Origin of the sequence: Metasolibacillus meyeri (assembly GCF_003049505.1) — a bacterium.
Classification (GTDB): domain Bacteria; phylum Bacillota; class Bacilli; order Bacillales_A; family Planococcaceae; genus Metasolibacillus; species Metasolibacillus meyeri.
The window spans coordinates 17,374-37,202 of sequence record NZ_PYWN01000032.1 but is presented as its reverse complement, the minus strand read 5'-3'; the positions used below and the strand labels follow the sequence as shown (position 1 = coordinate 37,202).

Sequence of the window (19,829 nt, the reverse complement as noted above, 5' to 3'; positions counted from 1 at the left end):
TTCATGGAAGGTACAAGAGAGTTATAGAAATGAGGAGGATATACTTGCTGATATTTAGACGAGCTATGGGGAATAAAACTCGCTTATTCTCAATTTACTACAATTTTCAGAATTAGAAAAGAGAAGATTTAACAGATGTATTGATGATGAAAATGTTAGTCATAAAGTGAACCTTCAATTATTATTTGTGAAATATAGATGAATCAATCTGTAGCCTAGCCAATTTCCCGTTATCAGATTGACAGCCTATATACCTTGGCATATAATTTAAACAGAATAAATGAAAAACGATGATGGAACAAGTAGGCTTTAATAAATGTTTAGAAAGAGATTTCTCGGCTGCAAAAATCTCCATAAGTTAAAGCTGAACAGCTACTCCAGAGTGCAACTAATCCTTGCCGTTTGCTGACGTTACAAGCGCTTGAGATATAAATTGTATAGGCAATTTATAAATTAGGGTGGTACCGCGAAACAATGTCTTCGTCCCTTTTGGGATGAGGGCTTTTTTGTTTGGTTTTTTAAGCGCACTTTCGAAAATTTAGGAGTAGTTAACTTGCCATCAATCATTTTACATTAGGAGGAAATTTATTTATGAAAGCAACTGATATTCGACGACTGTATTTAGAGTTTTTCAAGGAAAAAGGGCATCATCATGAACCGTCAGCACCGCTTGTGCCAATTAATGATCCGACTTTATTATGGATTAACTCAGGTGTGGCGACATTAAAGCCATACTTTGATGGGCGTATTATTCCAGATAATCCACGCATTACAAACGCGCAAAAATCAATTCGTACAAACGATATTGAAAACGTAGGAAAAACAGCGCGTCACCATACATTTTTCGAAATGTTAGGGAATTTCTCGATTGGCGATTACTTCAAAAAAGAAGCGATTCATTATGCTTGGGAGTTTTTAACGGATAAAAAATGGATGGGCTTTGATCCTGAGTTATTATCGATTACGGTGCATCCAGAGGACGAGGAAGCTTATAATGTTTGGCGTAATGAAATCGGCATTCCAGAGGAGCGCATTATTCGTTTAGAAGGGAACTTCTGGGATATCGGGGAAGGTCCATCTGGTCCAAACTCAGAAATTTTCTATGACCGTGGCGAAGCATACGGTGTCAATACACCAGAGGAAGAAATGTATACAGGTGGCGAAAATGAGCGCTATTTAGAAGTGTGGAACCTTGTATTCTCACAATTCAACCATAACCCAGATCATACGTACACGCCGCTACCGAAGCAAAATATTGATACAGGGATGGGCTTAGAGCGTATTGTTTCGGTTGTACAAAATGTGCCAACCAACTTTGATACAGACTTATTTATGCCAATCATTGAAAAAATCGAAGAGTTTGCTAACCGTTCTTATAAACGACCAAACGAAGTGGATTTAAGTGAAATTTTCGGCTCGCAGGAAGATGTTAATACACCATTTAAAGTGATTGCAGACCATATCCGTACAGTGGCGTTTGCAATTGGTGATGGCGCGTTACCATCAAATGAAGGACGTGGTTATGTACTTCGCCGTTTATTGCGTCGTGCTGTACGTTATGCAAAGCAAATTGGCATTGAAAAGCCATTCATGTTTGAGTTAGTGCCAACAGTTGGGGCAATTATGCAAGATTTCTACCCAGAAGTAACAGAGAAACAGGAATTTATTCAACGCGTCATTAAAAATGAAGAGGTGCGCTTCCATGAAACATTAGATGGCGGTTTATCGATTTTCAATGAAGTCGTTGCAACACAAAAAGCAGCAGGTGAAACATTTATTCCGGGTGCTGATGCATTCCGCTTATATGATACGTATGGTTTCCCAATTGAATTAACAGAGGAATATGCAGAAGAAGTAGGCATGACAGTTGACCACGAAGGCTTTGAAGTGGCAATGGAAGAACAACGTGAGCGCGCGCGTGCGGCTCGTCAAGATGTTGATTCGATGCAAGTACAAAGTGAAGTGTTAGCTAATTTGACAGCGCCAAGTACATTCGTTGGCTTCGATACATTAACGGCTGAAACAAAGGTAACAGCACTTGTGATCGATGGGCAAGTAGCTGAAGTGGCTTCAGAAGGGCAAGAGGCATTGGTATTACTTGCTGAAACGCCGTTTTATGCAGAAATGGGTGGGCAAATTGCAGACCATGGCTACATTTCAAATGACAATTTCACAGCGTTTGTAAAAGATGTGCAAAAAGCACCAAACGGTCAACCGTTACATACGGTTGTTGTGGAGTCGGGTGAGCTTCATTTACATGATACGGTACAGGCTTCTGTCAACCGTGAAGAGCGCAAATTAACGATTAAAAACCATACAGCGACACATATTATGCACCGTGCATTAAAAGATATTTTAGGTGAGCATGTAAATCAAGCAGGTTCGTATGTAGGACCAGACCGCTTGCGCTTTGACTTCTCTCATTTCGGTCAAGTAACAAAGGAAGAGCTGGTGCAAATTGAGCGTAAAGTAAACGAAATGATTTGGGAAGATCTTGAGGTTGTGATTGCTGAAATGGCGATTGATGAAGCAAAGGCGATGGGCGCTATGGCTTTATTCGGTGAGAAATATGGTGATGTTGTACGTGTTGTTTCTGTAGGCGATTATTCCATCGAGCTATGTGGTGGTATTCACGTGGAGCGCACATCTGAAATCGGCTTCTTCAAACTTGTGTCTGAAGGTGGTATTGGTGCGGGTACAAGACGTATTGAAGCGGTAACAGGCAAAGGTGCATATTTAGCTGCGAAGGAAGAAGAGGCTGTTTTAATCGAGGCTGCAACGCAATTGAAAGCGAACCCGAAAGATTTAGTAGCACGTGTGACAGGTTTACAAGCAGATTATAAAGAACTACAACGCGAAAACGAATCGTTATCACAAAAAATTGCGAACGCACAAGCGGGTGCAATTTTAGATGCAGCACAAAAAATTGGTGATGTCACAGTTTTAGCAACAAAAGTGGATGCAAAAGATAATAATCAACTGCGTCAAATGATGGACGATTTAAAAGGCAAGATGGACAACGCAGTTATCGTGTTAGGTGCTGTTGATGGCGACAAAGTCATGCTTTGTGCAGGTGTGACGAAAGATTTAGTTGGTGGAAGTTACCATGCAGGAAATATTGTTAAAATGGTAGCGGAAGCTTGTGGTGGTAAAGGTGGCGGTCGACCAGATATGGCGATGGCTGGTGCAAAAGATGGCGCAAAACTTGAACAAGCACTAAATTCTGTGTATGATTATGTAAAAGGCATTTAACTTAACTCAACTAAAGTCCCTACTTTTATTAAGTAGGAGGGTGAAAATACAGTAAAGGTTTTCAAAATAGCGGGGGGTCCCAAACTCCTAGTTGCGTCAAGTTAAGCCTCCGGCGGATGTCACAGATTTTGAAGAGGAGTTTTCGAGCGCGCTCGAAAAAATCTGGACGCAATTACGCCAAGGCGTAATTGAACTTGTAGTCATAATCAAGTATAATAAGAAAAAGTGGAGATGAGGAAGTTTCATCTCCCAACTTTCTGAAAGCGAGGTGCTGGTCTTGAGTTCGTTTGATCAAACAATGAAATTTAATTTTCCAGAAGAATCAATGGAACAAGAAGTAAAGCAAGTGATGTTAACAGTATACGCATCATTAGAGGAAAAGGGCTATAATCCAACGAATCAAATCGTTGGTTATTTGTTATCTGGTGATCCGGCATACATCCCTCGCCACCAGGACGCGCGAAATTTAATTCGTAAACTTGAGCGAGATGAAATTTTAGAGGAGCTCGTGAAGTTTTACATTCGAAAGAATAACGAGGCGACAAAATGAGAATTATGGGATTAGACGTCGGCACGAAAACGGTCGGCGTCGCAATTAGCGATGCGCTTGGTTGGACGGCACAGGGAATCGAAACAGTAAAAATTGATGAGGCACAAGAGCAGTTTGGACTTGAACGTATCAAGGAGCTTGTGAAGGAATATGCTGTAACAGCGTTTGTTGTTGGCTATCCGAAAAACATGAATAATACTGTTGGTCCACGCGGTGAGGCTAGTGAGCGCTATAAAGCGTTGCTAGAGGAAACCTTTGCATTGCCTGTGACACTATGGGACGAACGATTAACAACAATGGCTGCGGAGCGCATGTTAATCGAAGCGGATGTCAGCCGTAAAAAGCGTAAGCAAGTCATTGATAAAATGGCGGCGGTTATGATTTTGCAAGGATATTTAGATAGTAAAAATTAAATGTTTCGTTAAGGCGAAGCATTTAATTTTTTGCACAGAAATGGGGTGCTTGAAAAGGTTTTTCCTTTTCGGCAACCCCGTTCATTTTGTATAATGTATAGGCAATGCCTAAATAATATGAAGAGGTGACTGGTAATGGAACAAGAACAACGCCATATTACAATTGTTGATGAAAGCGGTAATGAGCAGCTTTGCGAAGTGCTACACACTTTTGAGTCAGAAGAATTCGGCAAATCATATGTTTTATATTCTTTAGTAGGTGCAGAAGAGGATGCAGACGGGCAAGTGGAAATTTTCGCGTCTTCATTCACACCTTCAGAAAATGGTGAAGATGGCGAATTAGAGCCAATCGAATCAGAAGCAGAATGGGATTTAATCGAAGATGTATTAAACGCATTAGAAGACGAGCTTGACGACGAAGAATAGGGATGAATAGGGCAGGGGAGGCAGCAACGCCAACTCTGCTTTCTTGTTGATAAAACAAAGGAGGAATACATGATGGAAGAGCAGTTTTTTAAGCTGTTAAATGAAGCGGGCGAGGAAGTCCTATGCCGCGTTGTTTTTACATTTGACGCAGAGGAGCGTTCATATGTCCTTTATACAATCGAAGGTGAAGAAAATGCTGAAATTTCAGCATTGCGCTGTGAGTTAGATGATAACGGTGAAGTAAGTGATTTTGCACCGCTTGAAACAGAGGCAGAATGGGAAATGGTACAGGAAGTGCTAAATACGCTTGTCGATGAATTTTCCGATGACCAAACAAATTATATGACATTAACAAATGAAGATGGCGAAGATATTTACTGCCACATTTTACATCGTTTTAATGTAGAAGGAAAATCGTATTTATTTTATGCGATTGATGAAGAAGATGAAGAGCCTTCAGAAGTATTTGCCTCTGCCTATATCGCAGGCGAGAACGGTGAAGTGTCAGAGCTACTACCGATTGAAACGGATGCTGAATGGGCAATGATTGAAAAGGTGCTTGCTTCGTTAGCTGAGGTTGCAGAGTAGGGATACATTTATAGGATACCGAGAAGTATTGATAACATGCTACAATAAAGTGAACCTTCAATCAGTGGGGGTTTTCCTCATCCCCACTGATTGGTGATAAAGGAACACAAGCTAAACACTTCACAGCCTGTTAATACGGGATAAATAGGCAGATCTAGCTGACTCCTTTTTTTAGAAGGGGGGTGCACTACATGCCTAAGCCATCACGACAAAAAAGAGTAAGGCTAAAAGAGAGAAACGGCGTAAAGAAAGATTAGCCATCTTTCGATACGCAGCGGATCTATTCCGTGCGTTAGATACCGTTTATCGTTTCTTTCGTATGATGTTGTAAAGCAGGAAACGCCATTCAGCATTTTTTGCTGAATGGCGTTTTCCTTGAATAAAAATAAAAAACGCTCAAGAGCCACTTGAGCGTTTGCACTACATGCGATCCTCACGACAAGAATCTTACTACTGCCATCTTACCCTCAACACGTTAAATTGTCAAGGCTTTAATAGTATATGTTATGTTTATTGGCATTATTCAAAAGGGTTATGGATTTTGAAGACCGTATTTTTTGTTAAGAAGCTTATGAAAACAGCCCATAGTCATTCCTATTTTTAAGTTTAATTGAACGAATGTAGTTGTCTTGTGGGCGAATTTCGCTTTTTAATGGGCGAAAATAGCGTGTTCATTGACTTTCTCGACAGTCTCTTTTCGGTTGTCACCTTTTGTATTATCTTGTATGATATGAAAGAGAAATCAAGTGAAACTTCAATCAATGAGGATGATTGGTGTTCACTAATCGGGTTTTTACAGGTCAACAGATAGTTGCCTGTTAATACGGGATAGGGAGGTTGACCCGTGGATAACGAATCAAAAAAGCAACAAATGTTTAATAACATGAAACGTAAGAAAAAAGAAGTGAAAATTGTGCGCCGCATCGTTAGCGTCATTGCACTTATTGCACTTATTGCAATTGGGATAGGTGGCTACTCAGGCTATAAGTATGTCAATACGGCATTGCAGCCAGTTGATCCGAATGCAAAGGGTGAAATTGCTATTGAAATTCCAATGGGCTCTGGTGTCACATCAATTTCAAAGATTTTAGAGAAAAATGGCGTTGTGAAAAATGCACAAATCTTTAAATACTATGCGAAATTCAAAAATGAATCGCAATTCCAAGCAGGAAATTACCAGCTAACAAAAGCGATGACATTAGATGAAATTATTGAAAGTTTAAAAACGGGTAAAGTATACCATGAGCCTGTATTTACAATGACGGTACCAGAAGGTTTAACATTAGAGCAAATCGCAGCGGTTGTAGCAAAAAATACGGACTTTACTGCTGAGCAATTTATGGATAAAGTAACGGATGCTACATATATTGAAAGCTTAATCGGAGAGTATCCAAATCTACTAACAGAAGACATTTATAATGAAAATATTCGTCATACTTTAGAAGGTTATCTATATCCTGCAACATATCCGTTTTATGAAGAAAAGCCTTCGCTTGCGACGATTATCGAGACGATGTTAGGTACGATGGATGATATTGTTGCTGAATATCGTGTTGTTATGGGAGAAAAGGAAATGACCGTGCATGAGTTGCTGACGTTTGCTTCGTTATTAGAGGAAGAGGCGACAGCACAAACAGACCGTGAAACGATTGCAAGTGTGTTCTATAATCGTTTATCAATTGATATGCCATTGCAAACAGATCCAACGGTGTTATATTCGTTAGGCTCGCATAAAGATCGCGTATTATATGAGGATTTAGAAGTAGACAACCCATATAACACATACAAAAATAAAGGTTTACCACCGGGTCCGATTGCTGGTGCTGGTAAAGTATCGATTGAGGCCGCATTAAACCCATCGCAAACAGACTATTTTTACTTTTTAGCTGATAAAGAAGGCATCAATCATTTTGCCAAAACATATGACGAGCATTTAGCAAATATTGAGCAATATTTACGTTAAAATGGGCTATCGGGAAAGATTGGATTTTTCTCGCCAGCTTTCCTGTTGAGTGTGAAAAACATTATTCGCATTCTTGATTAATTCGTGCTATTATAGATGGTGGTTTTTTAAGTAAAAGGATAAAAGGTTATCGCATGAGGATAGCAGCTAAAAGTTTACTTTTCATTAAAGTGTATAAGGGTGTCGGGAAATGATGTACATTTCTCGACAGCCCTCTCTTTATATGGACTCACATGGATAGGCGACAGGCGTAAACATTATCGTTTCGCTTTTTCTTTTTGTTAAAATGATGCTTATTTAAGTTAATTCAGTGATGTTCTTTTGGATTGAAAGGAAATATTTCCTGTGCGTCAGCGACAAGTACAGAAGTTGCCTACTTTCATAAGTGTTGAGATGAATGCAAGAAAAATAATTCAATCAGAGGGAGTCCCAAGCGCCCTGCTGATTCAAGTTAAGCCTCCGGTGGATGTCAGGGATTTTGCAAGCACAATTCAAAATTCCAACGCAGTTACACCGAGGCGTAATTGATAAGGAGTATACAAAATGGAATTATCAGATACGTATATTGCATCTTTTATTCAGCCACGTAATGAATTATTGCAAGAGATGGAGAAATTTGCGGAGGAGCACCACGTTCCGATTATGCAGCTTATTGGTATTGATGCATTGAATCAATTGCTACGTATTCAAAATCCAGCAAAGATTTTAGAAATTGGCACAGCGATCGGTTATTCAGCTATTCGTATGGCACTTGCCTTGCCGAATAGTCAAATTGTGACGGTTGAACGTGATGCAGAACGTGTACATCACGCGCGTAACTTTATTCGTCGCTCAGAAGTTGCAGCGCGTATTGAAGTCATTGAAGGGGATGCGTTAGAAGTAGACGTTGCTGCGCTATCACCGACATTTGATGCAGTATTTATTGATGCTGCAAAAGGGCAATATCAAAAGTTTTTTGAAAAATATTCACCGCTTGTTCCATCGGGTGGTGTGCTTTACATTGACAATATGTATATGCATGGTTTATCGGATTTAGATATGAAGGAAGTACCGAGAAGGAAGCGAACAATGATTCGTAATTTACATAGCTTTACGGATTGGATTTTGCAGCACCCGGATTATACGAGTGCATTTTTCCCGATTGGTGATGGTTTATTAATTTGCTTGAAGAGGTGAGAAAGGTGAAGAAACCTGAATTATTAGTAACACCCCAATCAATTGAACATGTGGAGGCATTAATTGAGGCAGGAGCAGATGCTTTTGTCATTGGGGAGCAAAAGTTTGGCTTGCGCTTAGCCGGCGAATTTACAGTTGCAGAAGTGGAAAAGGCAACAAAGTTGATTCATGCAGCAGGGAAGAAAGTGTATGTAGCAGTGAATGCACTTTTCCATAATGACCGCATTGAGGCGCTCGAAGGCTATGTACAAGAAATGCAGCGCATCGGTGTTGATGCTTTATTATTCGGTGACCCAGCAGTTGTGACCGTTGTACGTGAATTAGGCATTACGGTTCCACTGCATTGGAGCGCAGAAACAATTGCGACAAACTGGTTCCAAGTGAATTATTGGGGGGCGCGTGGTGCGAAGCGAACTGTACTAGCCCGTGAGCTTTCAATAGATGAAGTAATTGAAATTAAAGAAAATACAACGCATGAAATTGAAGTGCAAGTGCATGGCATGACATGCATGTTCCAGTCGAAGCGCACGCTGTTAGGCAATTACTTCTTATATCGCGATGAAGTGATGGAAATTGACAAGCGTAAAGAGTCGAAAAATATGTTTTTACATGACAAAGAGCGCAAAAATAAATACCCAATCTATGAAGATTTAAACGGCACACATATTTTCTCACCAAACGATATGTGTATTATTGATGAGCTAACAGAGCTTTTTGAGGCGGGGATCGACTCATTGAAGTTTGACGGTGTGTTACAAAGCTTTGATTATGTTGTAACGGTAACGAATTTATACCGTCAAGCAATTGATGCTTATTTCGAGCAAGGTGAGGAAGCATACGAAGATTTGAAGGACGAGCTGTTAGCGAAAATTGAAGCAATTCAACCAGAGCTACGTCCATTAGATACAGGCTTTATTTATAAAGAAACAGTATATTAAGAAAGGAGTGCGCGGAATGCTTGATTTAATTCAAAATGATAAAATAAGCGAAATGGTCGATGGCAAACGTGTCATTACCAAAAAGCCTGAGCTATTAGCACCTGCTGGTAGTTTAGAAAAATTAAAAGTAGCTGTTCATTATGGAGCAGACGCTGTTTTCATCGGCGGTCAGGAATTTGGCTTGCGCTCAAATGCGGGCAATTTCTCAATCGAGGAGATGGCCGAAGGTGTTGAATTCGCCAATAAATATGGTGCTGTTATTTATGTAACGACAAATATTTTTGCTCATAATGAAAATATGGAAGGTCTTGAAGAGTATTTACAAGCGATTGAAGGCGTTGGCGTGCGCGGTATTATCGTGGCAGACCCATTAATCATTGAAACATGTCGTCGCGTTGCACCAAAGTTAGAAATCCATCTTTCGACACAGCAATCGCTATCGAACTGGAAGGCTGTGAAGTATTGGAAGGATGAAGGCTTACATCGCGTCGTATTAGCGCGTGAAGTGGGTGCAATTGAAATGCAAAAAATGAAGGATGAAGTCGATATTGAAATCGAAGCCTTTGTGCATGGTGCAATGTGTATTGCTTATTCAGGTCGCTGTACATTATCAAACCATATGACAGCACGTGACTCAAACCGTGGCGGCTGCTGCCAATCTTGTCGTTGGGATTATGATTTATATGAGCAGGTTGAGGGTGAGGAAAAAGCGCTGACACAAGAAGGCGAAGCACCATTCGCGATGAGCCCGAAAGATTTAAAACTAATTGAATCGATTCCACATATGATTGAATTAGGCATTGACTCATTGAAAATCGAAGGCCGTATGAAATCGATTCACTATGTGGCGACAGTTGTATCTGTTTATCGTAAAGTGATTGATGCATATTGTGCAGACCCAGAAAACTTTGCAATTAAAAAAGAGTGGTTAGAGGAATTGTCACGTTGTGCAAATCGTGCAACTGCTTCTTCGTTCTTCGAGGGTGAGCCAAGCTATAAGCAGCAAATGTTCGGCTTCCATGCAGGCAAAGTAAAATGGGATTTTGCAGGTCTTGTGCTTGATTATGATGCGGAAACGCAAATGGTGACGATGGAGCAACGCAATTATTTCAAGCCTGGCGATACAGTGGAGTTTTTCGGTCCAAATATCGAGACGTTCCAAATGACGGTTGGACAGCTTTGGGATGAAGAGGACAACGAATTAGATGTTGCCCGTCACCCATTGCAAATTATTAAATTTAAAGTTGACCGTCCATTATCAAAATTAAATATGATGCGTAAGGAGAATAACTAAATGGCAAATCGCCCAGTTGTTATCGGTATCGCTGGTGGTTCTTGTTCAGGTAAAACAAGTGTCACACGTGCCATTTATGAGGTTTTTAAAGACCATTCTGTTGTTGTAATTGAGCAGGATTACTATTATAAGGATCAAGGTCATATGTCGTTTGAGGAGCGTTTGCAAACGAACTACGACCATCCATTAGCGTTTGATACAGAGCTTTTGATTGAGCATATTCATACGTTAATTGAGCGTCAGCCAATTGACAAGCCAGTTTATGACTATGTTCAGCATACACGTGCTAGTGATGTCATTCATGTAGCACCAAAGGATGTTATTATTGTAGAAGGTATGCTAGTGCTTGAGGATGAGCGACTACGTGATTTAATGGATATTAAATTATTTGTCGATACGGATGCAGATTTACGCATTATTCGTCGTATGCAACGCGATATTAAAGAGCGTGGTCGTACAACGGAATCAATTATTGAGCAGTACTTAACAACGGTACGTCCGATGCACAATATGTTTATTGAGCCGACGAAGCGTTATGCTGATGTAATCGTGCCAGAAGGCGGAGATAACGGAGTGGCAATCGACTTAATGGTAACAAAAATTAAAACAATTCTTGAAACTGAATCAAATGTATAATATGATAGGGAAGTATTTACATTTAAACATGCAGTTTCGCTGTGTTGTCATAGAAAGAAAACAGTTTTAAACGTAATTTCAGACGAATTAACTGAAGTATACAAATAGGATGGGCGGGCTAACTTCTAACGAAGCCCGCTCATTCATACATTTACTAGCAACCTACTTTATACGAATTCAACGGATGGTCCAAAGTCCATTAAACTTTATAGTAAGTAGCTTTAAAGAAGCTTTCTCTAATTAGCTTAAGAAAATCTGGACGAGATGTAAGTAAAGTATGAATTCTAAAAAGTAAACGATTGCATAAAATATGCAAAATACAAATAGTCAGTTTTAGAACAATGGAGGAATGAGTATTATGTCAAACGAAAAACAATACCCAATGACTTTAGCGGGGAAAGCTAAATTAGAGGAAGAATTAGAGCACTTAAAAACGGTAAAGCGTAAAGAAGTAGTGGAGCGTATTAAAATTGCTCGTAGCTTTGGAGATTTATCGGAAAACTCAGAATACGACTCAGCGAAGGAAGAGCAAGGTTTCGTAGAAGGTCGTATTTCAGCAATTGAATCAATGCTACGTAATGCATTAATTATTACTGAAGATGAGTCAGCTGCAACGGATACAGTTACTTTAGGAAAAACGGTTACTTTTGACGAATTAATCGATGGCAAGCGTGCTGATTTTGAAGAGTCTTACACAATCGTTGGTTCAGCTGAAGCAGATCCATTAGAAGGTCTTATTTCAAATGATTCTCCAATTGCCAAAGCATTAATGGGACATAAAGTTGGCGATAAAGTGAAATTAACGACACCTGGTGGAGATATGGAAGTAGAAATTTTAAAAATTGGCTAATCTAACTTTGGTTAGTCATAATAAAGAGTCCGAAAAGTAAAGCTACTTTTTGGGCTTTTTCATACATTTCATTGTATAGTAAACGTATAATAATTCGGAACTTTGTTTATCAATAACTCGTCAAGTTAACATGAGTTCAAGATGTAATTGATAAATGAACTAAAGGAGCGAAATGTATGGCAGATTATGAACAAACTAAAAATTCACGCTCGGAATATAGACAGCATCGTCAGCAAAAAAATAATAAGATGAATCGATTACTTAACTATTTAATCGCGTTTGTTGTCGTATTAATCGGCATTACGAGCTACATTATTTTTTTTACGGGCGACGACAAAGCAGTTGAAAAAGAACCAGTTGAACAGCCAGCAGATAAGGATGTAAATACAAACGATATAAGCGAAGAAAATCATGAGACAAACGACAATGCTCAAAATGAGACAAATGAAGTGGATGAGCCTGATGTGTCAGATAGTGACCAGCAAACGGAGGGGACTAGTGAGGAAAATGACGCAACAAATGTAACAACATCATCAACAGATCCACTCGTAGATGAAGTCGTCGTTAATCCAAATTGGCAGCCAACGAAAACGACACAAACAGGTCCACATACATCTGTTTTTCAGGGAGGGCATATCGATTATGAAGAAAAGCTAGCAACTGTTTTTGCTGTAGTGCCCTTAGAGCAGGCTAATAGCATTCTGTGGAACATTGGAAATAATGGCAGTGCGGATACCGCGATTGCAGTTGTCTCTTCAAATGATAAAACAGAGAAGTACCGTGTCAGCATTGAATGGGTTGCAAACGAAGGCTGGAAACCTGTAAAATTAGAAAAGCTTAACACAATTGAAGGGTCATGGTAAAAGGTGACCCCTTGTAGGAGGAAATAGTAATGAAAATTGCCGTAATCGGTGCAATGGAGCAAGAAGTAGAGCTGCTACGTGCAGCACTAACAAATACGACTGTCACAACAATTGCAGGCAGCGAGTATACAGCAGGTACATATGAAGGAAAAGAAGTAGTACTTCTAAAAAGTGGTATTGGTAAAGTGAATGCTGCTATGTCGACTACATTGTTACTGCAACAATTTAGACCAGATGTAGTGATTAATACAGGCTCAGCAGGCGGCTTTGATGCAGCACTTGAAGTAGGGGCGGTCGTTATTTCAGATGAAGTGCGTCATCATGATGTAGATGTCACAGCTTTCGGCTATGAAATTGGGCAAATGGCGGGTATGCCTGCTGCTTATCAAGCAGATGCACGTTTAATTGAAATTGCGAAGCAAGCTGTTGCAGAAGTAGGGGAGCACCCATACGGAGTTGGACTAATTTGTTCTGGCGATGTATTTATGGCTGATTCAGCGCGTACAGAAGCAGTTCGCGCCAATTTCCCTCACATGAAAGCAGTCGAAATGGAAGCAGCAGCAGTAGCGCAAGTATGCTACCAGTTTGGCACACCATTTGTTGTTATTCGTGCATTATCTGATATTGCAGGGCAAGAGTCGAATATTAGCTTTGATGAGTTTTTACCAACCGCAGCTAAGCATTCGACGGAAGTTGTCTTAAAGGCTATTACGAAGCTATAAACTTAATTCAGCATGGTTTCTTTGTATCGACAGCGAAGCAGCAAATCTTTTCTGTTGCGAAAGCGAAGCGTCAGCACGTGTTTTTCTGTTGCGAAAGCAAAGCGTCAGCAGATGTTTTTCTGTTGCGAAAGCAAAGCGTCAGCAACAACAACAACATATTACAATTTCGTGAAGTGTTAAAAAAGTCACAGTCAAGCTTCTGTCAAAAGTGATACGATAAAGCTATAATAAAACGATTTATCTTGAGGAGTAGATATTTATGGTATTTATTGCAACAGCAGCAATTATGGTGACAGTAGTATTAATGCTTGTTATTGCAGCAGATATACATGACAATGCTGCATAAAATGCAACGCTTGAAAGCAAGGACAAAAACCTTGTTTTCAAGCGTTTTTGTTATTAGATGAAAAATGGAAAGCAACTATTTTGAATAACGAAAAGTAATGAAGCGAGTGTTTTTAAAATTTCTAGTTCAAAAGTAATGATTCGCCCGTAAGGTAGCTGAATTCGCCCGTGAACAAGCGAAATTCGCCCGCAAGATTACCACATTCGCTCAATTAAGCTCAAAAATAGGGGCGTGTCTAAAAAAGGTAATACCTTTTCAGGCAGCCCCTTTCCAGCCGATCTTTTACTCTTTCTGATTATGTTTAAATTGCTGATAAAGTTTGATTAATGCTCTTTTTTCAATGCGTGATACATAGCTTCTCGATATATTTAATTTTTTAGCAATTTCTTTTTGTGTAAGTGGTTCTTGTTGCTGCAATCCGTAACGGTACGTAATGATTTCTAATTCTCGTTCATCCAATGTATCTAAATAGGCATAGAGCTGTGCAAAGCGCTCTTGCTGCTCTAAAATATCAATGGTTGGTTGTTCATCTAATTGTAGTAAATCGCGAATTTGCAGTGATTGGCCTTCGTAGTCAACACCGATTGATTCAAAGAGTGAAATATCCTTCTGTACTTTTTTTTGTGCGCGTAAATGCATCAATATTTCATTTTCAATACATCTTGCGGCATATGTGGCGAGCCTTGTTTTTTTGTCTGGTGTGTAGCTTGCGACTGCCTTCATTAAGCCAATTGTACCGATGGAAATATAATCATCGAGTTGTTCATGTGGAGGGTGGAATTTTTTTACGACATGTGCAACAAGTCGCATATTGCGCTCGATTAAATCAAGGCGCGCTTGTTCATCCCCTGCTAAATACTTTTCTAATACTTCTGCTTCTTCTTCACGAGAAAATGGTTTAGAAAACGCCTGCCCCTTTAAGTAACCGAGCAATGAAGGGAATTCTAACCATAGTTGAATGAGCGAAAAAAATATACCGCTCAAAATGCTTCATCCTTCCGCCTTTTTAGCAGTATATGTCGATTTTTAGCACTTCATGAAAAAGACGGTCTCTTTGCGTCGCGAATAGTAGTACCTACTGCTTTGATTTCGGTACAATAAACGTTGTTGTTTCGCTCTCACAACAGAGAGACAGAGGTTGCAGCTTCGCTCTCACAACAGAAAAACATACGCTTTGATTCCGCTTTGACACAAAAAACAGCTGCCACTTTATTTTCAATGCAAAAATATTTGTAGCAAATAACTCATTAAAAAACGAAGGCTGTTCGAAAAGGGATTCCCTTTTCAGACAGCCTCCATGTGTTAAACTTTTTTTAAGGTAAATGTGCTAATCATTAATAATGCGAGTAGCGGTGCCACGATTAAATAAAAAACAGGTGAGACAACAGGCACTAAGAAAAATGTGATCGTTAATACTGTACCGGCCGCAGTAATTGGTAAACCTACAAAGAAACCATTTGATTCTGAGCAATTAAAGCGCGCTAAGCGGAAGGCACCACATGTAATGTAAAAGATGGTGATAAACATGCCTGGAAGACCAAAGTTAGAAAAAATAATTTCGTACATTAAAATTGCGGGTGCTACACCAAATGAAATAATATCTCCCATTGAATCGAGCTGTTTGCCAAGCGCAGATTCCTGATTATATTTTCGAGCGACTTTACCATCATAACGATCTAAAAATGCTGCAATAAAAATAAAGAGTACACTATAGTTATATGCTTCATTTAATGCTGCCATAATTGAAGCACCACCAAATGATAGATTTAAAAGCGTAATTAAATTGGCAGCGTTTGATTTTATTTTCTTCAAAGTTAAATCAACTTTTTGGAGAAGAAACATTAGAAACACTCCTTCGACTGAATATTTTTCTATTATACTGCTTTGAGCGATAAAATGATAGCTCTTTAGAATATATCTACTTTTCTTATAAGCTGTTACACTATATAATAGCATAGCGTTAGTTGAGGCTTCATATATTCTATTTTTTTAAAACACGAACTAAATAAAACGTGGTGGAGGATGAAATATGAAAGAAAAAATTTATCAACGACTGATTGAATTAACAAATGGTCAAACAAGCTCTAACATATTAATGAAATTTGCTAAATCGGGCTATAGTAAAAAATTTATTCGAAGCTATAGTAAATTATACGGTATTAATATAGAAGAAGTTTCAAAAAAAATGGAGCAATTTCAAAGTTTGCATGATTTTTTTACGCGCGAGTTAAAAATGGAAGTCCGTCCAATCGATGAAAACCCTACTATACTTGTTAGCCCTGTTGATGCAAAGCTAGAGGCATTTGGGCAAATTAAGGATCAGCTCATTTTAACAGTGAAGGAAAAGCCATATTCTCTCGTTGATTTATTAGGGAGCGAGCAAGCAGCGAAACGTTATGACAAAGGGCAATATATCGTGTTTTACTTAAGTCCAGCAGATTACCATCGCATGCACAGTCCTGTTGATGCGTATGTTGAGAAGCAATACATTCTTGGAAAAAAATCTTTTCCAGTCAATCAAGTAGGTTTAGAATATGGCAAAAAGCCAATTAGCCATAATTATCGTATGGTTAGTGAGCTTGTATATGGTGATAATAAGCATGCGGCCTTTATTAAAGTAGGTGCGACATTTGTTAATTCGATTGTTTTAACGAATACGCTAAAGGAATGGAAAAGGGGTGAGGAAGTTGGTTATTTCTCATTCGGTTCAACGGTTGTGATGCTATTTGAAAGTGAAACAGTTGCTTTTCTTGAAAATGTTAAACAAGGACAGGCGATAAGAATGGGAGAAGCTTTTGCAGTTATGGTATAATAATTTGGATAAACAGCAGAAAATCTAATTTTAAAATTGAAAAAGCCATTAAAATTTAGTGTTTTTTAATTTTTAAAAAAGACAACCATTTTGCTAAATGGTTCAAATTTCAATAAAATAGCAAATCGCTATCTGAAAAAAGGTGTGTTAGACCACTTTTCAGATAGCCCTTAAAGGAGTAATGATTTTGTATAATTTTTTATTACCAGACGCTTATGTCAATAGCGTGTATGAAATTACACCTGAAAGATTGCATGAACTAGGCATTCAAGGTATTATTACGGACTTAGACAATACCTTGGTTGAATGGGACCGAGCCGATGCTACAGAGGAAATTATCGCTTGGTTCGCACAATTACAGGATGCAGGGATTCATGTTATTATTGTATCGAATAATAACGAGGAGCGTGTGAAGCATTTTGCAACCCCACTTGGTATACCGTATATTCACCGCGCAAAAAAGCCACTCGGTTCAGCTTACTATGCAGGGTTATTAAAGCTACGTTTGCGCCGTGATAAAGTGGCGATGGTGGGCGATCAGCTATTAACGGATATTTTTGGTGGCAAGCGTCAAAAGCTATACACGTTTTTAGTGCGCCCTGTAGCAGAATCAGATGGTGTCGTTACACTATTTAATCGCTTTATTGAACGTAGAATATTCAATGATTTAAAGCGTAAAGGCATTACAACTTGGGAGGAGAAATAATGGTCGAAATGCCACAATGTATAGGCTGTGGAGCAGTGATTCAAACAGAAAATAAAGACGAGCTAGGCTATGCGCCCGCTTCATCTTTAGAGAAGGAAACGATTATTTGTCAGCGCTGCTTCCGTTTAAAAAATTACAATGAAATTCAACCTGTTAGCTTAACGGATGATGATTTTTTACGCATTTTAAATGGTCTTGGCGAGCAAGAAGGATTAATCGTTAAAATTGTTGATATTTTTGATTTCAACGGTAGCTGGCTGCCAGGCTTGCACCGCTTTGTTGGGAAAAATCCAGTATTGCTCGTTGCGAATAAAGCCGATTTATTGCCAAAATCGGTGAAGGAAAAAAAGGTGATTAATTGGTTAAAACGAGAGGCGAAGGCGCTTGGTTTAAAGCCAATTGATGTGATGCTTGTTTCCGCGCATAAAGGACAAGGTATGGCGGAAGTAGTTGAAGCGATTGAATCGTATCGAAATGGCAAGGATGTGTATGTGGTTGGCTGTACGAATGTTGGAAAATCAACGTTTATTAACCGCATTATTAAGCAGGCGACTGGTGAAGGCGAAGTGATTACGACATCTCATTTCCCTGGTACGACATTAGATATGATTGAAATTCCACTAGATGATGGCTCAGCACTTCATGATACACCAGGTATTATTAATCATCATCAAATGGCGCATTATTTAGATGCGAGTGAATTGAAATATATTATGCCGAAAAAGGAAATTAAGCCAAAGGTGTATCAGCAAAATGCGGGGCAGACGCTATTTATTGGTGCGCTTGCTCGTTTTGATTTTATGCAAGGTGAGCGCTCAGCGTTTACTGTGCATGTAGCAAATGACTTACCAATTCATCGTACAAAGTTGGAAAAGGCGGATGCTTTATATGCTGAGCATAAAGGTGAATTATTAGCGCCGCCGACAAAACAATTTATCGAGCAATTGCCAGAGCTTGTGCGTCATGAATTTTCCATTAAAGAAGCAAAAACGGATATTGTCTTTTCTGGACTTGGCTGGATTACAGCACAGCATGCAAATGTTGTCGTTGCAGCTTATGCACCAAAAGGGGTACAAGTATTTATTCGCCCGTCATTAATTTAACTTGAATCAGTAGAGGATGAGCTGAGATGAAAAAATGGTTTGCAGTCATCGGTGACCCAATTAGTCATTCCAAATCGCCTGCCATGCATAATGCTTGGTATACAGAAATGGATGTTGATGCAACTTATATACCAATTCGTGTGGAGCCAGCTAATTTACGAAAGGCGGTTGCATCATTAAAACTATTAGGGGCATCAGGCTGGAATGTGACGATTCCTCATAAAGAAGCGATCATTCCATTATTAGATGAGCTAGATGAGCAAGCAGCGAAAATGGGCGCTGTGAATACAGTTGTGAAAATGGCTGATGGGAAATATAAAGGCTATAATACAGACGGAGCAGGCTTTGTCCGTTCTTTAGAGGATGCTGTTGGAACGGTACATAGAGACAAGCCCATTTTATTGATTGGTGCGGGTGGCGCTGCGCGTGGGATTGCCTTTGCATTGTTAGCTGGAGGTTATCGAAACATCACAATCGCCAACCGCACTGTTATGAAGGCAGAAGCTATTTGCGAGGAGCTAGGTACAGGGCAGGCTGTTTCTCTAGTGGAAGCAGAAAATAAGCTAAATCAGTTTGCTATCTTTATTCAAACGACACCTGCGGGCATGGCGAATGGCACACTTAATTTGCCATTTTCATTAGAGAAATTCCCACAAGATGCGATTGCTGCAGATATTGTTTATAATCCGTTAATGACGCCATTTTTACAGGCAGCTGAAGAAAAGGGCGCAACGATTATCAACGGGCTAGGTATGTTCGTGCATCAAGGAGCGATTGCTTATAATTATTGGCTAGGGCATTATCCTAATACGTCAAATACAATAATCGAATTAACAGCACAATTAAAATAAATTATGTTATTTCAGGAAGGAAATCATTTATGTTAACAGGTAAACAAAAGCGTTTTTTACGTGCGGAGGCACATCATTTAGACCCTATTTTCCAAGTGGGGAAAGGCGGCGTCAATGATGCAATGCTTGCACAATTACGCGATGTATTAGAAGTACGTGAGCTGATTAAAGTACGTATTTTAGACAATTGCGAGGATGATAAGCATGAGGTGGCAGAAGCTTTAGCAGAAGGTACAAGAGCAGAGCTTGTGCAATTAATCGGCTTAACAGTTGTTTTATATAAAGAGTCACGCAAAAATAAGAAAATCGTATTACCGAAGGCAGCACAAAAGTAAGGTGA

At 39.4% G+C, this 19,829-nt stretch carries 20 protein-coding genes and 1 other annotated feature; of the genes, 18 read left to right on the top strand and 2 right to left on the bottom strand.

Annotation, left to right across the window (positions count from 1 at the left end; translation table 11 throughout):
* Positions 1–281: 281 nt before the first annotated feature.
* Positions 282–491: a binding site (T-box leader), on the top strand.
* Positions 492–591: 100 nt separating this feature from the next.
* The 13 genes from alaS to mtnN all read left to right on the top strand — a co-directional run bounded on the left by alaS (position 592) and on the right by mtnN (position 13,671).
* Positions 592–3,252, top strand: a complete 2,661-nt coding sequence (gene alaS, locus C9J34_RS05025) for an alanine--tRNA ligase (protein WP_107838771.1) — start codon at positions 592–594, stop codon at positions 3,250–3,252.
* Positions 3,253–3,529: 277 nt separating this feature from the next.
* On the top strand, positions 3,530–3,802 hold the full coding sequence (locus tag C9J34_RS05020) for an IreB family regulatory phosphoprotein (protein ID WP_107838770.1): 273 nt from the start codon (positions 3,530–3,532) through the stop codon (positions 3,800–3,802).
* Positions 3,799–4,215: a Holliday junction resolvase RuvX gene (gene ruvX / locus C9J34_RS05015; protein WP_107838769.1), complete on the top strand. Its 417-nt coding sequence runs from the start codon at positions 3,799–3,801 to the stop codon at positions 4,213–4,215. The genes C9J34_RS05020 and ruvX overlap by 4 nt, the downstream gene beginning before the upstream one ends.
* Positions 4,216–4,350: 135 nt before the next feature.
* Positions 4,351–4,641 carry a DUF1292 domain-containing protein gene (locus C9J34_RS05010; RefSeq protein ID WP_107838768.1) on the top strand — a complete coding sequence of 97 codons (291 nt, stop codon included), beginning with the start codon at positions 4,351–4,353 and terminating at the stop codon, positions 4,639–4,641.
* Between the two features lie 72 nt (positions 4,642–4,713).
* Complete coding sequence (locus C9J34_RS05005) at positions 4,714–5,229, top strand: DUF1292 domain-containing protein (RefSeq protein WP_107838767.1); 516 nt, start codon at positions 4,714–4,716, stop codon at positions 5,227–5,229.
* 844 nt (positions 5,230–6,073) lie between these two features.
* Positions 6,074–7,192: an endolytic transglycosylase MltG gene (mltG, locus tag C9J34_RS05000; RefSeq protein WP_107838766.1), complete on the top strand. Its 1,119-nt coding sequence runs from the start codon at positions 6,074–6,076 to the stop codon at positions 7,190–7,192.
* 543 nt (positions 7,193–7,735) lie between these two features.
* On the top strand, positions 7,736–8,368 hold the full coding sequence (locus tag C9J34_RS04990; RefSeq protein ID WP_107838764.1) for an O-methyltransferase: 633 nt from the start codon (positions 7,736–7,738) through the stop codon (positions 8,366–8,368).
* 5 nt (positions 8,369–8,373) lie between these two features.
* The gene (locus C9J34_RS04985; RefSeq protein WP_107838763.1) at positions 8,374–9,306 is read left to right on the top strand and encodes a peptidase U32 family protein; all 933 of its coding nucleotides are present in this window, start codon (positions 8,374–8,376) and stop codon (positions 9,304–9,306) included.
* A gap of 16 nt (positions 9,307–9,322) precedes the next feature.
* Entirely contained in the window at positions 9,323–10,600 is a 1,278-nt protein-coding gene (locus C9J34_RS04980; protein WP_107838762.1) for a peptidase U32 family protein, read from the top strand.
* Positions 10,601–11,236, top strand: coding sequence for a uridine kinase (gene udk / locus C9J34_RS04975; RefSeq protein WP_107838761.1), 636 nt, complete (start codon positions 10,601–10,603; stop codon positions 11,234–11,236).
* Positions 11,237–11,594: 358 nt separating this feature from the next.
* On the top strand, positions 11,595–12,086 hold the full coding sequence (greA, locus tag C9J34_RS04970; protein ID WP_107838760.1) for a transcription elongation factor GreA: 492 nt from the start codon (positions 11,595–11,597) through the stop codon (positions 12,084–12,086).
* Positions 12,087–12,262: 176 nt separating this feature from the next.
* Positions 12,263–12,949 carry a YrrS family protein gene (locus C9J34_RS04965; RefSeq protein ID WP_107838759.1) on the top strand — a complete coding sequence of 229 codons (687 nt, stop codon included), beginning with the start codon at positions 12,263–12,265 and terminating at the stop codon, positions 12,947–12,949.
* A gap of 29 nt (positions 12,950–12,978) precedes the next feature.
* Positions 12,979–13,671 (top strand): 5'-methylthioadenosine/S-adenosylhomocysteine nucleosidase, encoded by a 693-nt coding sequence (mtnN, locus tag C9J34_RS04960; protein ID WP_107838758.1) that lies wholly within the window; start codon positions 12,979–12,981, stop codon positions 13,669–13,671.
* 628 nt (positions 13,672–14,299) lie between these two features.
* Here the strand turns inward: mtnN and sigK are convergent.
* The gene (gene sigK, locus C9J34_RS04955) at positions 14,300–15,001 is read right to left on the bottom strand and encodes an RNA polymerase sporulation sigma factor SigK (protein WP_107838757.1); all 702 of its coding nucleotides are present in this window, start codon (positions 14,999–15,001) and stop codon (positions 14,300–14,302) included.
* A gap of 318 nt (positions 15,002–15,319) precedes the next feature.
* Entirely contained in the window at positions 15,320–15,859 is a 540-nt protein-coding gene (gene pssA / locus C9J34_RS04950) for a CDP-diacylglycerol--serine O-phosphatidyltransferase (protein ID WP_107838756.1), read from the bottom strand.
* Between the two features lie 187 nt (positions 15,860–16,046).
* Between pssA and C9J34_RS04945 the strand changes: the two genes are divergently transcribed.
* The 5 genes from C9J34_RS04945 to yhbY all read left to right on the top strand — a co-directional run bounded on the left by C9J34_RS04945 (position 16,047) and on the right by yhbY (position 19,824).
* Positions 16,047–16,829 (top strand): phosphatidylserine decarboxylase, encoded by a 783-nt coding sequence (locus C9J34_RS04945; protein WP_107838755.1) that lies wholly within the window; start codon positions 16,047–16,049, stop codon positions 16,827–16,829.
* Between the two features lie 187 nt (positions 16,830–17,016).
* The gene (locus tag C9J34_RS04940) at positions 17,017–17,535 is read left to right on the top strand and encodes a YqeG family HAD IIIA-type phosphatase (protein ID WP_238600569.1); all 519 of its coding nucleotides are present in this window, start codon (positions 17,017–17,019) and stop codon (positions 17,533–17,535) included.
* Positions 17,535–18,638 carry a ribosome biogenesis GTPase YqeH gene (gene yqeH, locus C9J34_RS04935; RefSeq protein ID WP_107838753.1) on the top strand — a complete coding sequence of 368 codons (1,104 nt, stop codon included), beginning with the start codon at positions 17,535–17,537 and terminating at the stop codon, positions 18,636–18,638. The genes C9J34_RS04940 and yqeH overlap by 1 nt, the downstream gene beginning before the upstream one ends.
* Before the next feature lie 26 nt (positions 18,639–18,664).
* Positions 18,665–19,489, top strand: a complete 825-nt coding sequence (gene aroE / locus C9J34_RS04930; RefSeq protein ID WP_107838752.1) for a shikimate dehydrogenase — start codon at positions 18,665–18,667, stop codon at positions 19,487–19,489.
* A 29-nt stretch (positions 19,490–19,518) separates the two neighbouring features.
* Positions 19,519–19,824, top strand: a complete 306-nt coding sequence (gene yhbY / locus C9J34_RS04925; protein WP_107838751.1) for a ribosome assembly RNA-binding protein YhbY — start codon at positions 19,519–19,521, stop codon at positions 19,822–19,824.
* The last annotated feature ends 5 nt before the right edge of the window (positions 19,825–19,829 follow it).

Excerpts from the sequence above, each read along its gene's own strand:
- alaS (WP_107838771.1), top strand. The coding sequence starts at position 592 with ATGAAAGCAACTGATATTCGACGACTGTATTTAGAGTTTTTCAAGGAA.
- ruvX (WP_107838769.1), top strand. The coding sequence starts at position 3,799 with ATGAGAATTATGGGATTAGACGTCGGCACGAAAACGGTCGGCGTCGCA.
- C9J34_RS05010 (WP_107838768.1), top strand. The coding sequence starts at position 4,351 with ATGGAACAAGAACAACGCCATATTACAATTGTTGATGAAAGCGGTAAT.
- C9J34_RS05005 (WP_107838767.1), top strand. The coding sequence starts at position 4,714 with ATGGAAGAGCAGTTTTTTAAGCTGTTAAATGAAGCGGGCGAGGAAGTC.
- C9J34_RS04990 (WP_107838764.1), top strand. The coding sequence starts at position 7,736 with ATGGAATTATCAGATACGTATATTGCATCTTTTATTCAGCCACGTAAT.
- C9J34_RS04980 (WP_107838762.1), top strand. The coding sequence starts at position 9,323 with ATGCTTGATTTAATTCAAAATGATAAAATAAGCGAAATGGTCGATGGC.
- udk (WP_107838761.1), top strand. The coding sequence starts at position 10,601 with ATGGCAAATCGCCCAGTTGTTATCGGTATCGCTGGTGGTTCTTGTTCA.
- greA (WP_107838760.1), top strand. The coding sequence starts at position 11,595 with ATGTCAAACGAAAAACAATACCCAATGACTTTAGCGGGGAAAGCTAAA.
- C9J34_RS04965 (WP_107838759.1), top strand. The coding sequence starts at position 12,263 with ATGGCAGATTATGAACAAACTAAAAATTCACGCTCGGAATATAGACAG.
- mtnN (WP_107838758.1), top strand. The coding sequence starts at position 12,979 with ATGAAAATTGCCGTAATCGGTGCAATGGAGCAAGAAGTAGAGCTGCTA.
- pssA (WP_107838756.1), bottom strand. The coding sequence starts at position 15,859 with ATGTTTCTTCTCCAAAAAGTTGATTTAACTTTGAAGAAAATAAAATCA.
- C9J34_RS04945 (WP_107838755.1), top strand. The coding sequence starts at position 16,047 with ATGAAAGAAAAAATTTATCAACGACTGATTGAATTAACAAATGGTCAA.
- yqeH (WP_107838753.1), top strand. The coding sequence starts at position 17,535 with ATGGTCGAAATGCCACAATGTATAGGCTGTGGAGCAGTGATTCAAACA.
- aroE (WP_107838752.1), top strand. The coding sequence starts at position 18,665 with ATGAAAAAATGGTTTGCAGTCATCGGTGACCCAATTAGTCATTCCAAA.
- yhbY (WP_107838751.1), top strand. The coding sequence starts at position 19,519 with ATGTTAACAGGTAAACAAAAGCGTTTTTTACGTGCGGAGGCACATCAT.